Origin of the sequence: Stenotrophomonas sp. CFBP8994, from assembly GCF_034044835.1 — a bacterium.
GTDB classification, from domain to species: domain Bacteria; phylum Pseudomonadota; class Gammaproteobacteria; order Xanthomonadales; family Xanthomonadaceae; genus Stenotrophomonas; species Stenotrophomonas rhizophila_A.
Map to the genome: position 1 here is coordinate 271,575 of NZ_JAXCWT010000004.1, position 17,531 is coordinate 289,105.

The 17,531-nt window shown below is 67.6% G+C and carries 15 protein-coding genes; 10 read left to right on the top strand and 5 right to left on the bottom strand.

What is annotated here, in order from left to right; all coding sequences use genetic code 11:
• Positions 1-46 precede the first annotated feature (46 nt).
• From SOM39_RS13270 to SOM39_RS13280, 3 genes are all read left to right on the top strand, one after another.
• Positions 47-343 (top strand): DUF2388 domain-containing protein, encoded by a 297-nt coding sequence (locus SOM39_RS13270; protein WP_068851491.1) that lies wholly within the window; start codon positions 47-49, stop codon positions 341-343.
• Complete coding sequence (locus SOM39_RS13275; protein WP_320458583.1) at positions 343-2,136, top strand: DUF4105 domain-containing protein; 1,794 nt, start codon at positions 343-345, stop codon at positions 2,134-2,136. The genes SOM39_RS13270 and SOM39_RS13275 overlap by 1 nt, the downstream gene beginning before the upstream one ends.
• Before the next feature lie 79 nt (positions 2,137-2,215).
• Positions 2,216-2,953: an MliC family protein gene (locus tag SOM39_RS13280; protein ID WP_320458584.1), complete on the top strand. Its 738-nt coding sequence runs from the start codon at positions 2,216-2,218 to the stop codon at positions 2,951-2,953.
• A gap of 14 nt (positions 2,954-2,967) precedes the next feature.
• Here the strand turns inward: SOM39_RS13280 and yeiP are convergent, their stop codons facing one another.
• The 5 genes from yeiP to SOM39_RS13305 all read right to left on the bottom strand — a co-directional run bounded on the left by yeiP (position 2,968) and on the right by SOM39_RS13305 (position 8,838).
• Positions 2,968-3,534, bottom strand: coding sequence for an elongation factor P-like protein YeiP (gene yeiP, locus SOM39_RS13285; RefSeq protein ID WP_068851495.1), 567 nt, complete (start codon positions 3,532-3,534; stop codon positions 2,968-2,970).
• A 38-nt stretch (positions 3,535-3,572) separates the two neighbouring features.
• Positions 3,573-4,343: an SDR family NAD(P)-dependent oxidoreductase gene (locus SOM39_RS13290; protein ID WP_184123753.1), complete on the bottom strand. Its 771-nt coding sequence runs from the start codon at positions 4,341-4,343 to the stop codon at positions 3,573-3,575.
• Positions 4,344-4,422: 79 nt separating this feature from the next.
• On the bottom strand, positions 4,423-6,987 hold the full coding sequence (locus SOM39_RS13295) for a sensor domain-containing protein (RefSeq protein WP_320458585.1): 2,565 nt from the start codon (positions 6,985-6,987) through the stop codon (positions 4,423-4,425).
• Positions 6,984-7,877, bottom strand: a complete 894-nt coding sequence (locus SOM39_RS13300; RefSeq protein ID WP_320458586.1) for a hydroxymethylglutaryl-CoA lyase — start codon at positions 7,875-7,877, stop codon at positions 6,984-6,986. The genes SOM39_RS13295 and SOM39_RS13300 overlap by 4 nt, the downstream gene beginning before the upstream one ends.
• A gap of 172 nt (positions 7,878-8,049) precedes the next feature.
• Entirely contained in the window at positions 8,050-8,838 is a 789-nt protein-coding gene (locus SOM39_RS13305; RefSeq protein WP_320458587.1) for an enoyl-CoA hydratase-related protein, read from the bottom strand.
• Between the two features lie 117 nt (positions 8,839-8,955).
• Here SOM39_RS13305 and SOM39_RS13310 point away from each other — a divergent pair, with 117 nt between their 5' ends.
• The 7 genes from SOM39_RS13310 to greA all read left to right on the top strand — a co-directional run bounded on the left by SOM39_RS13310 (position 8,956) and on the right by greA (position 17,528).
• Positions 8,956-9,210, top strand: a complete 255-nt coding sequence (locus SOM39_RS13310) for a FeoA family protein (RefSeq protein ID WP_068851506.1) — start codon at positions 8,956-8,958, stop codon at positions 9,208-9,210.
• Entirely contained in the window at positions 9,207-11,063 is a 1,857-nt protein-coding gene (gene feoB, locus SOM39_RS13315) for a ferrous iron transporter B (RefSeq protein ID WP_320458588.1), read from the top strand. Before SOM39_RS13310 ends, feoB begins: the two co-directional genes overlap by 4 nt.
• Positions 11,063-11,317, top strand: a complete 255-nt coding sequence (locus SOM39_RS13320; protein ID WP_320458589.1) for a DUF6587 family protein — start codon at positions 11,063-11,065, stop codon at positions 11,315-11,317. Before feoB ends, SOM39_RS13320 begins: the two co-directional genes overlap by 1 nt.
• Positions 11,318-11,658: 341 nt before the next feature.
• Positions 11,659-12,387, top strand: a complete 729-nt coding sequence (dapB, locus tag SOM39_RS13325) for a 4-hydroxy-tetrahydrodipicolinate reductase (protein WP_093536245.1) — start codon at positions 11,659-11,661, stop codon at positions 12,385-12,387.
• Positions 12,388-12,613: 226 nt separating this feature from the next.
• Positions 12,614-13,744: a glutamine-hydrolyzing carbamoyl-phosphate synthase small subunit gene (carA, locus tag SOM39_RS13330; RefSeq protein ID WP_320458590.1), complete on the top strand. Its 1,131-nt coding sequence runs from the start codon at positions 12,614-12,616 to the stop codon at positions 13,742-13,744.
• A gap of 68 nt (positions 13,745-13,812) precedes the next feature.
• On the top strand, positions 13,813-17,055 hold the full coding sequence (gene carB, locus SOM39_RS13335) for a carbamoyl-phosphate synthase large subunit (protein WP_320458591.1): 3,243 nt from the start codon (positions 13,813-13,815) through the stop codon (positions 17,053-17,055).
• The gene (greA, locus tag SOM39_RS13340; RefSeq protein WP_068851523.1) at positions 17,052-17,528 is read left to right on the top strand and encodes a transcription elongation factor GreA; all 477 of its coding nucleotides are present in this window, start codon (positions 17,052-17,054) and stop codon (positions 17,526-17,528) included. Before carB ends, greA begins: the two co-directional genes overlap by 4 nt.
• Positions 17,529-17,531: the final 3 nt, after the last annotated feature.

The following is a 17,531-nucleotide window of genomic DNA, read 5'->3' on the forward strand; positions in this document are numbered from 1 at the left end:
ACGCAGCCGATACGCTTTGCCTCTTCCTGTCCTCAACGAACCCAAGATGAAGCGATCGATCCTGCTGTTTGCCGTGCTCGCCCTGCCGCTTTCGGCATTCGCCTCCAGCTTCGCCGGCTCCTCGGCGGGTTCGGCGTCCGGTGCCTCCTCGGCCGGTTCGTCCAGCTCGGACGATGACAAGGTGGTGGTGGACGCCCGCGAAGACGCAGCGGCGTTCGTGGCCACCGACGGCGCCATCCGTGGCGCCCGCCTGGAAGCGGCGCTCCTGCACCTGCGCGAAACCGGTGCCGCCCAGCGCGACGCCAGCGACATGCAGCTGGCCCAGGCCCTGCTGGCCCGCTGATGCAACTGCGCCGCAGGGCCCTGCGCCGATGCGCGGCGGCCCTGGCGGCGTTGCTGGCCGCCCCGGCCGCCCATGCCGCCCTGCAGCTTCAGCTGCAGGCGGACGGACTCGATCCTGGTCAGCGGGCGAACGCCGAGCAGGTGCTGCAGCAGGCGCCTGCGTTGCTGCCTGCGTCATGGCAGGCGCGCTTCGTCGCCCCGGTGACCCTGTCCTGGTCGGACCAGCTTCCCGACACGGTGCATGGCCGCACCCGCAGGAATGCGATCACCCTGCGGCGCAGCCTGCTGGACGAGGTACAACCCGGCCAACCACTGCCACGCGCGGTGCAGGCGGCGCTGATCCATGAATTGACCCACGTGCTGGACCGCGCCGTTGATGGCCGCTGGTCGTACAGCGACCGCTGGCGTGACCTGGCCGGCTGGCAGCAGCACCCGTGGCGTTGGGGGCGTGGTGACAACGCGTTCACCGAACGCAGCCCCGACCCGTACGAGCGCCACAGCCCGGCCGAATACCTGGCGGTGAATGCCGAGCACTACCTGCTCGACACCGGGTTCGCGTGTCGCCGCCCGGCGCTGGCGGCGTGGTTTGCAGATCATGTTGGCCCCGGGCCGCAGGCCACATGCGACCCGCGCGTGGCGCTGGTGCAGGCCGGTGATGTCACCGGCGAAGCCTCGTTGCTGGAGCTGGATCCGCAACGGGTATATGCGGTGGACTACCTGCTGGCCGAGGGCAACGACCAGCTGATGAGCCGCTGGGGCCACAGCATGCTGCGGCTGGTGATCTGCGCGCCGGGGCGTCCGCGCGGCCCGGCGTGCCGGCTGGATCTGGCCCATCACCGGGTACTGTCGTTCCGCGCGTTCGTCGGCGATGTGCAGATTTCCAGCTGGCGCGGGCTGACCGGCGCGTATCCGTCGCGGCTGTTCGTGCTGCCGCTCAACCAGGTGATCAACGAGTACACCCAGCTGGAGCTGCGCGGGCTGAAGTCGGTACCGCTGGCGCTTGATGAAAGCGACATCGCGGGTCTGCTGGAACGCGCAGGCCAGGTGCACTGGAGCTATGACGGGCGGTATCGCTTTGTCAGCAACAACTGCGCGGTGGAAACCGGCAAGCTGCTGCAGGAAGGCGTGCCGCGCTGGGCCGATCCCGGCCTGAACCGGCTCAGCCCCGGTGGCCTGCTGCGTCGGCTGGAGCGGCAGGGCCGTGCGGATGGCGCGGTGTTGGAGGACAGGCGCGAAGCGATGCGCATGGGCTACTACTTCCCGTCGGCGCAGTCGCATTACCAGCAGCTGTTTGATGTGGCGCGCGCGGAACTGGCATTGCCGACGGCGAAAGTGACCGCGTGGTTGGCATTGCCGGCGGCGCAGCGTGCGCAATGGGCGGACCGTGGCGGATTGCGTGCCACTTCGGCATTGTTGTTGCTGGAGCAGGCGGCGCGGTACCGCGAAGAACTGCGTGCGCGCGATGGGTTGAAACGGGCGCTGGGCGGTTCGGATGCGGGCGATGATGCAGCGCATGCGGCGTTGCTCGCGCTGCTGGACGATGCCGGGCAGCTGGTGAATCCGGCCCGGTTGGTGGGCGGTGACGGCTATGGCTTGCCGAGCCCGGAGGAGCGCATCATTGCGGCCGAGGCTGCAAAACAGATCAGCGCACGCGGCGTTCCGGCATGGACGGCGTTGCAGGCGCAGATGCGCGCGCGATTGCCTGCGGCGCAGCAGCAGGAACTGGCCACGATCGACGACACGCTGGCCCGGCTGGGGAACCGTATGCGCCAACTGGCACGCGAACAGGCGTAAAACGGCCGCGTTTCACCTTCGCTCACACGTGCAGGGCTAGGATCCCCGGTTGAACCAGAACATCGGCAAGGAGTCGAACATGCGCGCATCTCCCCTTATTCTCAGCCTGGCCATCGCGACCTGCCTGGCCGCGTGCCAGCCGGCGCAGCAGGCCGACAGCGCGGCACCCGATCCCGTTGCGGCCGGGAATGAAACCCCGCCGCCGGCGGCCGCGCCGACTTCCGACGAACGCGTCTATGCCTTCCAGTGCGGCGATCTGCCGGTGCAGGCCACCTATCGCGGCCAGGATTCGGCCACGGTGGTCGTCGGCGGGCGTACTTTCGTGATGGCCTCGGACACGGCCGCCTCCGGCGCGAAGTTCAGCGACGGGCAGGGCAACGTGTTCTGGACCAAGGGCACCACCGAAGGCACGCTGACCCTCAAGGGCGAGCCGGACCGCAGCTGCACCGGATCGGGCAAGGAAGGCGAGATCGCTGCCGCCGCCGCGAGCGCAGCAGCACCGCCTGAGTTCCGTGCCACCGGCAACGAGCCGGGCTGGCTGGCCCAGGTGAGCGCAGGCGAGAAACCGGTGCTGCGCGTGGAGACCGGTTACGGCGAGCAGAAGTTTGAAGTGGTCGCGCCGACCCAGGGCAAGGATGGCTGGTCGGGCAAGGCCGCCGATGGCACCGACATCAAGGTCAGCTTCCAGCGCACGGTCTGCCATGACGACATGAGCGGGCAGGCATTCGGCGCTACCGTGATGCTCACGGTGGGCGCACGCCAGTACCACGGCTGTGGCGATTTCGCCGGGGCGCCGGCCTTGGCCGAGCGCCCCTGATTCAGCGCGCTACGTCAATCCGCGCGGCCGGCGAATTCGCCGGTCGCGGTATTGACCAGTACGCGCTCGCCGTTGGAGATGTACTCCGGCACCATGATTTCAATGCCGGTGTTGAGCTTGGCCGGCTTCGGGCGCTTGGTGGCGGTGCCGCCCTTCAGTTCCGGCGGGGTCTCGACCACTTCCAGTACCACGCTGCTCGGCAGCTGCACGGCCACCGGCTGGTCATCGATGACCTGCACGTAGATGCCGGTCAGGCCATCGGTGATGTACCCGGCGTCATCGCCGATGACATCGGCATCGAGGGTGTACGGGGTGTAATCCTCATCGTCCATGAACACGAACGCATCGCCGTCCTTGTAGGAATAGGTGGACTGGCGGCGCAGCAGTTCGACTTCCGGCAGGTTGTCGTCGGCGTCGAAGCTGGCGTCCAGCTTGTTGCCACCCGGCACGCTGTACATGATGAAACGGAAGCGGACGTTGCCGCCGCGACCCTGCGGCGAGCTGCGCTCGATGTCGCGGATCTGGTACACGCCGTTGTTGTATTCGACGACGTTGCCTTTCTTGATGTCGTTGGCTTTCATGTAATGAAGGTCGGTTCGTGGGAGGTAGTGGTGCTTGCTTACTTGGGTGCCAGGCGCACCGCACCGTCGAGGCGGATGGTCTCGCCGTTGAGGTAGGTGTTGGTCAGGATGTGGCCGACCAGGCCGGCGAAATCTTCCGGCTTGCCCAGGCGCGGCGGGAACGGGATGGAGGCGGCCAGCGATTCCTGCACGGCCGGCGGCATGCCATCGACCATCGGGGTCCAGAAAATGCCCGGGGCGATGGTCATCACGCGGATGCCGAAGCGCGACAACTCGCGCGCCATCGGCAGGGTCATGCCGACCACGCCACCCTTCGAGGCGGCATAGGCGGCCTGGCCGATCTGGCCTTCATACGCGGCCACGCTGGCGGTGTTGATGATCACGCCGCGCTCGCCATCGTCGCCGGCGGCGTTGTGCTGCATGCGGTTGGCCGCGGCCTTGGCCACGTTGAAGCTGCCGACCAGGTTGACCATGACGGTGTTCTGGAAGGTGGCCAGCGGCATCGGCGCTTCCTTGCCGAGCACGCGGCCCGCGCCGAGGATGCCGGCGCAGCTGACCACGGCGTTCAGGCCGCCCAGGAAGTCGTGCGCGGCGTCGATCTGCGCGGCCACGGCGGCTTCGTCGCTGACATTGGTGCTGAAGTAGCGGGCGTTGGCAGCGCCCAGCTCGGCAACGGCGGCGGCGCCCTTGTCGTCATTGAGGTCGAACAGGGCCACCTTGGCGCCCTGGGCGACGAGGTGCTGGGCCACCGAAAGGCCGAGGCCGGAAACACCGCCGGTGACGACGGCGCGGACGGAAGACAGCTGCATTGCACGATCCCGCAGGTTCAAGAGCCGCCGATTCTAGCGGATGCCGGCCCGTTCGCCGTTGTGCAGCGCAGACGGGCGCTCAGCGGCGCGGCGGCAGGCGGCGGGCGAACTCGTCCGGGGACAGTCCGGGCGCGAACAGGAAGCCCTGGCCGACGGTGACCCCCATGCCGTGCAGGAAGCGGCGCTGCTCCTCCGATTCGATGCCTTCGGCGACCAGCCCCAGTCCCAGGCTGCGGGCGATGCCGCAAACGGCCTCGCACACCGCCACGTCCGAGCGGTTGCCGGGCACGCCCTCGACGAACATCTGGCTGAGCTTGAGCCCGTGGATGGGCAACCGCCGCAGGTAGTTGAGCGCGCTGTAGCCTTCGCCGAAATCGTCGATGGTCAGCAGCACCCCCATCTCGCGCAGCCGCGCAAAGGTCTGCAGGGTATCGGGCGCGTCCTCGATCAATACCCGCTCGGTGAATTCCAGCTCCAGCGCGCTGCCGGGCAGGCCGTACTGGTCCAGCGCCTGGCGCACGTTGCGGGCCAGGTCCTCGCCGACGAACTGGCGGTAGGACACGTTCACCGCCACCCGCACGATGCCCAGGCCATCGTCCTGCCACTGGCGTACCTGGCGGCAGGCCTCGTTGAGCACCCACAGCCCGATCCGCACGATGTCGCCGGTGCTTTCGGCGTGGCCGATGAAGATGTCCGGGCGCAGTTCGCCCAGCTGCGAGTTGCGCCAGCGGATCAGCGCTTCGGCGGCCACCAGCTGGCCGGTATGCAGGTTCACCTGCGGCTGGTAGACCAGGTGGAACTCGTCGTCGTCCAGCGCGCGGTGCAGGCGGCTTTCGATCTGCAGGCGGTCGTGCTGGCGCTGCGCCAGCTCCGGGGAAAACACCTGCCAGCCGTTGCGGGTGCGCCGCTTGCAGTCATACATGGCGATGTCCGCGTTCTGGATCAGCTGCTGCGGGCGCAGCCCGTCCTGTGGCGCGCGGGCGATGCCGATGCTGGTGGTGACCGAGAACTCGTCGCTGCCGAACCGGAACGGGGTGGAGAAGGCGCGGGTGATCGCCTCGGCCAGGCGCTCGGGCTGGTCGGGCTGGTCGCGGGTATCGCACACCACCAGGAATTCGTCGCCGCCAAACCGCGCCACCAGCCCCTCGGTGCCGATCGCGGTGGAAATGCGCCGGGTGGCATCGATCAGCAGTTCATCACCGGCGTTATGGCCGAGCAGGTCGTTGACGGTCTTGAAGCGGTCCAGGTCGATGTACAGCACGCCCACCTTGCAGTGGGTGGGGCTGCCCATGCGGGCGGCCAGGTCGGTGAGCACCGCATCGCGGTTCATGATGCCGGTGAGCGGGTCGGTCCGGGCCTGGATGCGCAGGGTTTCCTCGGCATGCTTGCGCGAGGTGATGTCCTGCACGGTGCCGGCGATGCGCGCGGCATTGACGTCGCCGGCCTCGGCCTCGCCGATCATGCGCACCCAGAACGAATGCCCGTCGCTGCGCTGGCCCTGCAGCTCCAGCTCGAAAGGTACCTGGCGGTCGATCACGTCCAGCAGCGCCTGCTGCAGCTGCGCGCGGTCGTCCAGGCGCAGGCAGTCCATCAGGTGCGCCATGTCCTGCAGCGGCAGCTCCTGGCCAAGAATGCGCGCGGCTTCATCGGTGAGGTACAGGCGCTGCAGGCCGCGGTCCCATTCCCAGCCGCCGATGTGGGCCAGCGACTGGGCGCGGTCGAACAGGGTGTTGTTGCGCTTGAGTTCGGTGATGTCGCTGAACAGCCCGAACACGTGATCGGGGCAGTCGCGTCCATTGCCATACACCGGCACGTTGGTGGTGGAAATCCAGATCATCCGCCCGCGTGGGCGGTGGTACAGGCCGACAATGGTGCTGCGGACGATGCGCCCGCGCAGCAGTGCTTCTGCTGCCGGCCACTGGTCGCGGGTGAGCGGATGGCCGTGTTCGTCCACGCTGATCCAGTCGTCCGGGCTCAGCATGGCGGCCAGGCTGCCGCCATTGCCCTGCGTGCCCAGGATGCGGTGCGCGGCCGGGTTGGCCGAGATCACGCGCAGGTCGCGGTCGAACAGGATCACCCCCTTGTCGATGGATTCCATCAGCAGCCGGTAGCGCGATTCGGCCTGCCAGCGGCTGCTCAGGTCGCGCGCCACCGCCACGATGCAGTGCTCGCCCTGGTGCTCGAAGCCGGCCGAATGCACTTCCACCGGGAAGCGGCTGCCGTCACCGCGCATGTTGGTGACTTCGATAACGTAGGTTTCGCCCCGGCGCAACGCTTCCCAGACCGGATCAAGGTGATCGCTGGGCAGGTCCGGATTCAGCAGTTCGATCGGCTGGCCGATGATGTCTTCGCGGGTCCGGCCATAGGCGCGGATGCCGGCCTTGTTGAGATCCAGCACCACGCCGGATTCGCTGAGGATGCTGACCGGATCAGGTACCGCATCAAACAGGGCCGCGTAGCGGCGCAGCGCCAGCTGGCGGTCGTCCATCGCTTCCTGCAGCGCCTGCTGCACATCGCGCAGCAGGGCGTGCAGGTCGTCGCCGGGCGGCTGCGCCAGCGCCTCTTCCAGGGCCGCCAGCGCGTCGACGTGCCCGGTGAGGTGATCACCGACCGCTGCATCCGTGCGCGGGCGGCGTCGGCTCATGTCGCGGCCAGGGCCCTGCCGGCCTTGCTGCCGGTTTCGCGGCCGAGCCGCGCGGCCAGCCAGCGGCCGGTGGCGGCCAGCGCCGGCAGATCGATGCCGGTGCGCATGCCGATGCCATGCAGCAGGTACACGACGTCTTCGCTGGCCACGTTGCCGCTGGCACCCTTGGCATAAGGGCAGCCGCCGGCACCGGACACGGCCGAATCGACCACGCGCACGCCTTCCTCCAGGCATGCATCGATGTTGGCCAGCGCCTGGCCGTAGGTATCGTGGAAATGCACGGCCAGGGCCGGCATCGGCACTTCGCTGGCCACCGCGCGCAGCATGGCGCGGGCCTTGCGCGGCGTGCCCACGCCGATGGTGTCGCCCAGCGAAATTTCGTAACAGCCCATCTCGTGCAGCGCGCGTGCGACGCGCACCACTTCGCTGACGGCGACCTCGCCCTGGTAAGGGCAGCCGAGCACGGTGGACACGTAGCCGCGCACTTTCACCCCGTCGACGCGGGCGCGATCGAGGATCGGTGCGAAGCGCGCCAGCGACTCGTCGATGCCGGCATTGGTGTTGGTACGGTTGAACGTTTCCGAGGCGGCGGTGAACACCGCCACTTCCTCCACGCCCACCGCGCGGGCCCGGTCGTAGCCCTGCTCGTTGGGCACCAGCACCGGGTAAGCAATACCCGCGCGGCGTTCGATGCCGGCATAAACCTCGGCGGCGTCGGCCAGCTGCGGTACCCAGCGCGGGCTGACGAAACTGGTGGCTTCGATGGTGCGCAGGCCGGTCAGCGAGAGCTGGCGGATCAGCTCGATCTTGTCGGCGGTGGCCACCGGCTGGGCTTCGTTCTGCAGTCCGTCGCGCGGACCGACTTCGACAATGCGTACGAAATCATCCATGCCGATGCTCCCCATGGGAGGGAAGACGCACAGCCTGCAGTGGACGGGTGGGGGATGGAGTCACGAACGTTCCTGGCGAAGTGGAGCGACCCAGGTTTCCCTGTGGGCCATGAAAGGGGGATACGCGGGATGGGCGGCAAAGCGGCCAGCCCGCGGGTGGGGCCGGGGCCCTTCAGTCCTGGGTAACCCAATGGGGCGCGCGCTTGTCCAGGAAAGCGCCGAGGCCCTCCTGGCCTTCCTCGGACACCCGCAGGCGGGCGATCAGGGCGGCATTGTCGCGGTCGGTTGCGTCGCGGTCGCGACCCAGGGTGACCCGGCGCACCAGTTCCTTGGCCGACGACGAGGCGATCGGGCCGGCCTTGTCGAGCAGGCCCAGCTGGCGCTGGACCGCTTCGTCGATCCGTTCAGGTTCGATCAGCTGGTGGACCAGGCCGATGCGCAGGGCGGTGTCGGCGTCGAAATGCTCGCCGGTGGCGAACCAGCGCCGCGCCTGGCGCGGGCCGATCGCATCGATCACATAAGGCGAGATTACCGCCGGCAGCAGGCCCAGCCGGCTTTCGGTCAGGCCGAAGCGCGCGGTGGTGCTGGCAATGGCGATATCGCAGCAGGCCACCAGGCCGACCCCGCCGCCGAACGCCGCCCCGTGCACGCGGGCGATGGTCGGCTTGGGCAGCTCATCCAGGGTGCGCATCAGCCGGGCCAGCGCCAGCGAATCCTGGCGGTTGTCCTCCTCGCTGGCCGCAGCCATGCCGCGCATCCACTGCATGTCCGCGCCGGCCGAGAAAGAAGCCCCGGTGGCGGCCAGCACCACCGCGCGGACCTGCGCGTCGCGGCCGGCCGCTTCCAGCGCGGCGGTGAGCTGCGCGATCAGCCCGGCGTCGAAGGCGTTGTGCAGGGTAGGGCGGTTCAGCCACAGGGTCAGCACGGCCGCGCTGCGTTCAATTCGTAAAGCGTCACTCATCGGGGGCCTGCGCCTGCTCCATACATGTATGGATCATAGCGGCCCATGCGGCCCGGGCCATGACGCGGCGCGGCGATGCTAGAATTGATAACCATTCTTATCGACCGAAGGCGACCTGTGACGTTGTCCGATCTGCCGCTGCACGGCTCCGCTCTGGTGGAATCGGTGCGCGACCTCCATGCAAACGACGCCATCGCCCGTCGGCTCAGGGAACTGGGCTTCGTCAAGGGTGAAGATGTGCGTCTGGTAGCCCGTGGTCCCATCGGCGGCGAACCGCTGCTGGTGCAGGTCGGGTTCACCCGTTTCGCCCTGCGGATTTCCGAAGCCAGGCGCATCGACATCACTGCCGTTGCAGACGGAGCGGCCGCATGAGCGCCGCCACCCTGCGCATTGCCCTGGTCGGCAACCCCAACAGCGGCAAGACCGCGCTGTTCAACCAGCTCACCGGCAGCCGCCAGAAGGTCGCCAACTACACCGGCGTGACCGTGGAGCGCAAGGAAGGCCGCCTGCGCGCGCCATCTGGCCGTGAATTCGCCGTGCTCGACCTGCCGGGCGCCTACAGCCTGCAGCCGGCCAGCCTGGACGAAGCAATCACCCGCGACCTGTGCCGGGGTTTCTACCCGGGCGAGGCCGCCCCCGACGTGCTGCTGTGCGTGATCGACGCCACCAACCTGCGCCTGCACCTGCGCTTCGCGCTGGAACTGCGCGAGCTGGGCAAGCCGATGATCGTGGCGCTGAACATGGTGGATGCGGCCGAGCGCCGTGGCATCAAGATCGACGTGCCGGCGCTGGAGCAGGCCCTGGGCGTGCCCGTGGTGGAAACCGTGGCCGTGCGCCGCAACGGCGCCCAGGCGCTGGTCGAACGCCTGGATGCGATGGTGCCGCACCTGGATGCCCCGCTGGTGGCGGCGGTCGCCGGGGAAACGGACTACCACGCCCAGGTGCGCGGCATCCTCGCCGCCGCGGTCAGCATGCCCACCCGCACTGCGAAGATCGACGACGCACTGGACCGCTGGCTGCTGCACCCGGTGTTCGGGTTGATGACCCTGATCGTGGTGATGTTCCTGATCTTCCAGGCGGTATTCGCCTGGGCCACGCCCTTGATGGACGGCATCGAAGCCGGCTTCGGCTGGCTGGGCGAGGTGGTGGGCGCCAACCTTCCGCCCGGCCCGCTGACCAGCCTGCTCACCGACGGCATCATCGCCGGCGTGGGCGGGGTGGTGGTGTTCCTGCCGCAGATCCTGATCCTGTTCGCCTTCATCCTGGCCCTGGAAGAGTCGGGCTACCTCCCGCGTGCCGCGTTCCTGCTCGACCGCATGATGGCCTCGGCCGGCCTGTCTGGCCGCTCGTTCATCCCGCTGCTGTCCAGCTTCGCCTGCGCGGTGCCCGGCATCATGGCCACCCGCAGCATCCAGGACCCGCGTGACCGCCTCGCCACCATCCTGGTCGCCCCGCTGATGACCTGCTCGGCACGCCTGCCGGTGTACGCCCTGCTGATCGGCGCGTTCATCCCGCAGAAGACCCTGTGGGGCTTCGTCAGCCAGCAGGGCCTGATCCTGTTTGCCCTGTATGCGGCCGGCATCTTCAGCGCACTGGCGATGTCGTGGGTGATGAAGAAGTGGCGCCGCGACAAGAGCGAACACCCGCTGATGCTCGAACTGCCGTCCTACCGCATTCCGCACCCGCGCGACCTGGCTGTGGGCCTGTACGAGCGCGGCATGATCTTCCTAAAGCGCGTGGGCGGCATCATCCTCTCGCTGACCATCCTGCTGTGGGTGCTGCTGTCGTTCCCGGGTGCCCCCGAAAACGCCACCATGCCGGCCATCGACTACAGCTTCGCCGGCCAGATCGGCCATGCCATGGCCGTGTTCTTCGCCCCGCTGGGCTTCAACTGGCAGATCTGCATCGCACTGATCCCCGGCATGGGCGCCCGCGAAGTGGCTGTGTCCTCGCTCGCCACCATCTACGCCCTGTCCGCCGCCGACGATGACGCCGCCATCCAGGCCCTGACCCCGGTGGTCGCCAACGGCTGGTCGCTGGCTACCGGCCTGTCCCTGCTGGTGTGGTTCATCTACGCCCCGATGTGCATTTCCACCCTGGCCACCATCAAGCGCGAAACCAACTCCTGGAAGCAGGTCGGCTTTGCCACCTTCTACCTGTTCGCGGCCGCCTACGTCGCCGCGCTGGTCACCTACCAGGTGACCGTGGCCCTGGGCGGCGGCTGATGAGCACCGGCCTGCTCCTGCAGTACATCTTGGTCGCGCTGATCGTCCTGGTCAGCGCCTGGGTAGTGCTGAAGAAGCAGTTCCCCGGCACCGTGCGCAAAGCGCGTGGCGCAATAGCATTGGGGCTGATCAAGCCACAGCGTGCCACCTGGCTGCAGGCGCTGGGCCGCCGCATAGCACCGCCGGCCACCGGCAGTGGCGGCGCCTGTGGTGGTTGCGACAGTTGTGGCCCGACACCGCCAAAGCAGCATTGATTGATCGGGGCTCTACGCTCTTGCTCTCCGTCACCGACAACCTGTCGAGGGCGGGGCCGGGGCAGGTTTGCGGGGGGGTGAGCCGCATGGGTCGGGCGCATGCGCCCGACGGGTTGGGCAGGAGCCCAACCCCGGTCTTGCCGTGTGCGCAGGGCAGCGCACACGTGCAAGCGGCGACCAAGCCCCCAAGGATGGGTTCACGGCGTCCCCCGCGGGCCTGCCCCGGACCCGCCCAGCCAGACGGCAACGCAGAGCCGACGCAGTTGACCTTGATGTTGAAGTTGATGTTGACGTTGATGTTGGCGATTGCCCAATCCAAACCCTTTCGCTAGCCTGCGGGCATGACTACTCCCCCGATCCGTTTGCTCATCCACGGTGCGTCCGGCCGCATGGGCCAGGCCCTGCTGCGCCTGGCTGCCGAACGCAACGACCTGCAGGTCGTTGCCGCCGTTACCCGCCGCTCGCCCGCCCAGCGCGTGGTCGACGGCGTCCCGCATTTCGCCGCCAGTGAACTCCACGGCGCGCCCCAGTTCGACGTCGCCATCGACTTCAGCCTGCCTGAAGGCTTTGATCCCGTGCTGGCCCTGTGTGTCGAGCGCGGCGCAGGCCTCGTTTCCGGCACCACCGGCATCAGCGAAACCCAGCGCCAGGCCCTGATCCAGGCCGCAACCCGGATCCCGCTCGTGTGGGCCTCCAACTTCAGCCTCGGCGTGGCCGTGCTCGATGAACTCGTCGAACGTGCCGCCGCCGCCCTGGCCGGCTGGGACTGCGACATCGTCGAATCCCATCACGTCCACAAACAGGACGCCCCGTCCGGTACCGCACTCACCCTCGGCGCCGCCGCCCAGAAGGGCGGCGCCCAGCCGCACTACGCCAGCCTGCGCGCTGGCGACATCGTCGGCGAACACCTCGTCCAGTTCACCGGCCTCGGCGAGCGCATCGAACTGACCCACCGCGCCACCAACCGCGACATCTTCGCCCGTGGCGCCCTGTTCGCCGCCGTGCAGCTGAACGGGCGCGCCCCCGCCAGCTACCGCGTGCGCGACCTGCTCGCCGCCAGCGCAACCTGAACGCGTACACCGGCCAGGCCTGAACCCCAGGGTGGCCGGACGCTCCCGTACGCTGCCCATTGCAAGCAAACGCTGGCGTTGGAGGGGGGTTGCCTTTACAATTCCCGCTCGCCGAATCACGACAGCCGGACCGGTCCCGCACCGCAGTCCGCGCTTTTTTGCAACCGCTTTTCCGTGAAGCGTGGCGTGACTTCGGTGACCCCTCGGTAGCCAAAGTGAGATTCCCGTGACCCAAGCCGCAATCCTCGTCCTCGAAGACGGCACCGTATTCGAGGGCGAATCCGTAGGCGCGCCCGGCCTGTCCGTCGGTGAGGTGGTGTTCAACACCGCCATGACCGGTTACCAGGAAGTGCTGACTGATCCCTCCTACGCCCGGCAGATGGTCACGCTGACCTACCCGCATATCGGCAATACCGGCCTTACCGACCAGGACGACGAAGCCCACAAAGTGTGGTCGGCGGGCCTGATCGTGCGCGACGTGCCGCGCCGTCCCAGCAACTGGCGCAGCCAGGTCTCGCTGCAGGACTGGCTGCTGCAGCGTGGGGTGGTCGCCATTTCCGGCATCGACACCCGCAAGCTCACCCGCATCCTGCGCGAGCGCGGCGCGCAGAACGGCGCGCTGATGGCCGGTGACGACATCAACGTCGACATCGCCCTGGAAGCGGCACGCAAGTTCCCCGGCCTGAAGGGCATGGACCTGGCCAAGGTGACCAGCACCGACAAGGCCTACAGCTGGAACGAGGGCCAGCTCGACCTGGATTCCAACACGTTCCTCAGCGCCGCCCCGCAGTACAAGGTGGTGGCCTATGACTTCGGCGCCAAGCTCAACATCCTGCGCATGCTCGCCGAGCGCGGCTGCGACATCACCGTGGTACCGGCCCAGACCCCGGCTGCCGAAGTGCTGGCGATGAATCCCGATGGCGTGTTCCTGTCCAACGGCCCGGGCGACCCGGAACCGTGCGACTACGCCATCGAAGCGATCAAGGTGTTCCTGGACAGGAAGGTGCCGGTGTTCGGCATCTGCCTGGGCCACCAGCTGCTGGCGCTGGCCTCCGGCGCCAAGACCGTCAAGATGGGCCACGGCCACCACGGTGCCAACCACCCGGTGCAGGACCTGGACGACGGCCGCGTGATGATCACCTCGCAGAACCACGGCTTCGCGGTGGATGAAGCCACGCTGCCCGCCACCCTGCGCGTGACCCACCGCTCGCTGTTCGACGGCACCAACCAGGGCATCGCCCGCACCGACGTGCCGGCGTTCTCCTTCCAGGGCCACCCCGAAGCCTCGCCGGGCCCACACGACGTCAGCCCGCTGTTCGACCGCTTCATCACCCTGATGGCGCAGGCCAAGGCCTGATTCGAGACGCCGCTGCCTTCGGCGCGGCGCTGCGACCCCTGACACGCTGTACTGACTTAGAGAAGACAATGCCCAAGCGCACTGACCTAAAGACCATCCTCATCATCGGTGCCGGCCCGATCGTCATCGGCCAGGCCTGCGAGTTCGATTACTCCGGCGCCCAGGCCTGCAAGGCCCTGCGTGACGAGGGGTACCGCGTGGTGCTGGTCAACAGCAATCCGGCCACCATCATGACCGACCCGGAGATGGCCGACGCCGTCTACATCGAGCCGATCAACTGGCAGACGGTCGAAAAGATCATCGCCAAGGAAAAGCCCGACGCACTGCTGCCGACCATGGGTGGCCAGACCGCGCTGAACTGCGCGCTGGACCTGGCCGACAACGGCGTGCTGGAGAAGTACAACGTCGAACTGATCGGCGCCAAGCGCGAAGCGATCCGCATGGCCGAAGACCGCGAGCTGTTCCGCGTGGCCATGGGCGAGATCGGTCTGGAGTGCCCGAGCGCGGCCGTGGCCCACACGCTGGAAGAAGCCATCGAGATCCAGACCCGCGTCGGCTACCCGACCATCATCCGCCCCAGCTTCACCCTGGGCGGCAGCGGTGGCGGCATCGCCTACAACCGCGAAGAGCTGGTCGATATCGTGACCCGCGGCCTGGAACTGTCGCCGACCACCGAAGTGCTGGTGGAAGAATCGGTGCTGGGCTGGAAGGAATTCGAGATGGAGGTGGTGCGCGACACCGCCGACAACTGCATCATCGTCTGCTCCATCGAAAACCTGGACCCGATGGGCGTGCACACCGGTGACTCGATCACCGTCGCCCCGGCCCAGACCCTGACCGACAAGGAGTACCAGCGCCTGCGCGATGCCTCCATCGCCGTGCTGCGCAAGATCGGCGTGGATACCGGCGGTTCGAACGTGCAGTTCGGCATCAGCCCGACCACCGGCCGCGTCGTCGTCATCGAAATGAACCCGCGCGTGTCGCGTTCGTCGGCGCTGGCCTCCAAGGCCACCGGCTTCCCGATCGCCAAGGTCGCCGCCAAGCTGGCGGTCGGTTACACGCTGGACGAACTGAAGAACGAAATCACCGGCGGCCTGACCCCGGCCTCGTTCGAACCGTCGATCGATTACGTCGTCACCAAGATTCCGCGCTTCGCCTTCGAGAAGTTCCCGGCTGCCGATGCCCGCCTGACCACCCAGATGAAGTCGGTGGGCGAGGTGATGGCGATGGGCCGCACCTTCCAGGAATCGCTGCAGAAGGCCCTGCGTGGCCTGGAAACCGGCAAGATCGGCCTCGACCCGACCGGCCTGGACCTGGCCAACGAAGACGACATCACCACCCTGAAGCGCGAGCTCAAGGCCCCGGGCCCGGAGCGCCTGTTCTTCGTGGGTGATGCATTCCGCGCCGGCTTCAGCGTGGAAGACGTGTTCGCGCTGTCGCACATCGACCCGTGGTTCCTGGACCAGATCGAAGAGATCATCCAGGCTGAGACCCAGCTGGCCGCCGATGGCCTGGACGCACTCGATGCCGCTCGCCTGCGCAAGCTCAAGCGCGCCGGTTTCTCCGATGCGCGCCTGGCCGAGCTGACCGGCACCAATGAAGCGGGCGTGCGCGCACTGCGCCGTGCGCTCAAGGTGCGCCCGGTGTACAAGCGCGTGGATTCCTGCGCCGCCGAGTTCTCCACCAGCACCGCCTACCTGTATTCGACCTACGAGGACGAGTGCGAAGCGGCGCCGAGCAACCGCGACAAGATCATGATCCTGGGCGGCGGTCCGAACCGCATCGGCCAGGGCATCGAGTTCGACTACTGCTGCGTGCACGCGGCACTGGCGCTGCGCGATGACGGTTACGAAACCATCATGGTGAACTGCAACCCGGAAACCGTCTCGACCGACTATGACACCTCCGACCGCCTGTACTTCGAGCCGCTGACGCTGGAAGACGTGCTGGAAATCGTCGAGCTGGAACAGCCCAAGGGCGTGATCGTGCAGTACGGCGGCCAGACCCCGCTGAAGCTGGCGCGCGCGCTGGAAGCCAATGGCGTGCCGGTGATCGGCACCTCGCCCGATTCCATCGACCTGGCCGAAGACCGCGAGCGCTTCCAGCAGCTGGTGGAAAAGCTGGGCCTGAAGCAGCCGCCGAACCGCATCGCCCGCAACGACCAGGAAGCCCTGCTGCTGGCCCGCGAGATCGGCTACCCGCTGGTGGTGCGCCCGAGCTACGTGCTGGGCGGCCGTGCGATGGAAATCGTCTACGGTGAGTCCGACCTGGCGCGCTACGTGCGCGATGCGGTCAAGGTTTCCAACGATTCGCCGGTGCTGCTGGACCGCTTCCTGGACAACGCCGTGGAAGTGGACGTGGACATCATTGCCGACAAGGACGGCAACGTGCTGATCGGCGGCGTGATGGAGCACATCGAAGAAGCCGGCGTGCATTCGGGCGATTCGTCCTGCTCGCTGCCGCCGTACTCGCTGTCGGCCGAGACCCAGGCCGAGCTGCGCCGCCAGGTGGTGGAGCTGGCCAAGGCCCTGAACGTGGTCGGCCTGATGAACACCCAGTTCGCGATCCAGGCCGGCGAGAACGGCGAGGACATCGTGTACCTGCTGGAAGTGAACCCGCGTGCCTCGCGCACCGTGCCGTTCGTGTCCAAGGCCACCGGCATGCCGCTGGCCAAGATCGCCGCGCGCTGCATGGCCGGCAAGACCCTGGCCGAGCAGGGCGCGACCAAGGAAATCGTGCCGGACTACTACTCGGTCAAGGAAGCGATCTTCCCGTTCGCCAAGTTCCAGGGCGTCGATCCGATCCTCGGGCCGGAAATGCGTTCCACCGGTGAGGTGATGGGCGTGGGCCGCAGCTTCAGCGCCGCCTTCGCGCGTGCGCAGGAAGCCGGCGGCATCAAGGCGCCGCCGCTGGGCAAGGCCTTCGTGTCGGTCCGCGACCCGGACAAGAAGCGCGTGCTGCCGGTCGCACAGGCACTGCTTGAGCGCGGTTACAGCCTGGTCGCCACCCGCGGCACCGCGGCGTGGCTGCAGGAGCACGGCATGCAGTGCGAGATCGTCAACAAGGTCGTTGAAGGCCGCCCGCACATCGTCGATTCGATCAAGAACGGCGAGATCGTGTATATCGTCAACACGACCGAAGGGCGTGCGGCGATCAACGACTCGTTCTCGATCCGTCGCGAGGCGCTGCAGCACCGCGTCACCTATTCGACCACCATTGCCGGCGCCAAGGCGCTGGTGCAATCACTGGAATTCCGCGGTACCGGCCCGGTCTGGTCGCTGCAGGAGCTGCACAAGGAGTTGAACGCATGAGAGCACCGATTACCCTGAAGGGCGCGCAGCGTCTGCGCGAAGAGCTTGACCAGCTGAAGTCGGTCAAGCGCCCCAAGGTCATCGCGGCCATTGCCGAGGCACGTGAGCACGGCGATCTCAAGGAGAACGCCGAGTACCACGCCGCGCGCGAAGAGCAGGGCTTCATCGAAGGCCGCATCAAGCAGCTGGAAGGCGAGCTGTCGCATGCCGAGATCATCGACATCACCAAGCTCAATGCCGGCAGCAAGGTCGTGTTCGGCGCTACCGTCAAGCTGGCCGATGTGGAAAGCGATGAAGAGAAGCGCTACCAGATCGTGGGCGACCTGGAGGCCGACATCAAACTCGGCCTGATCGCGATTTCCTCGCCGGTGGCGCGTGCCATGATCGGCAAGAACGAGGGCGACAGCATCGTGATCGACGCCCCGGCCGGGCAACGCGAGTACGAAATCGTCAGCGTCGAGTATCTGGACTGACCT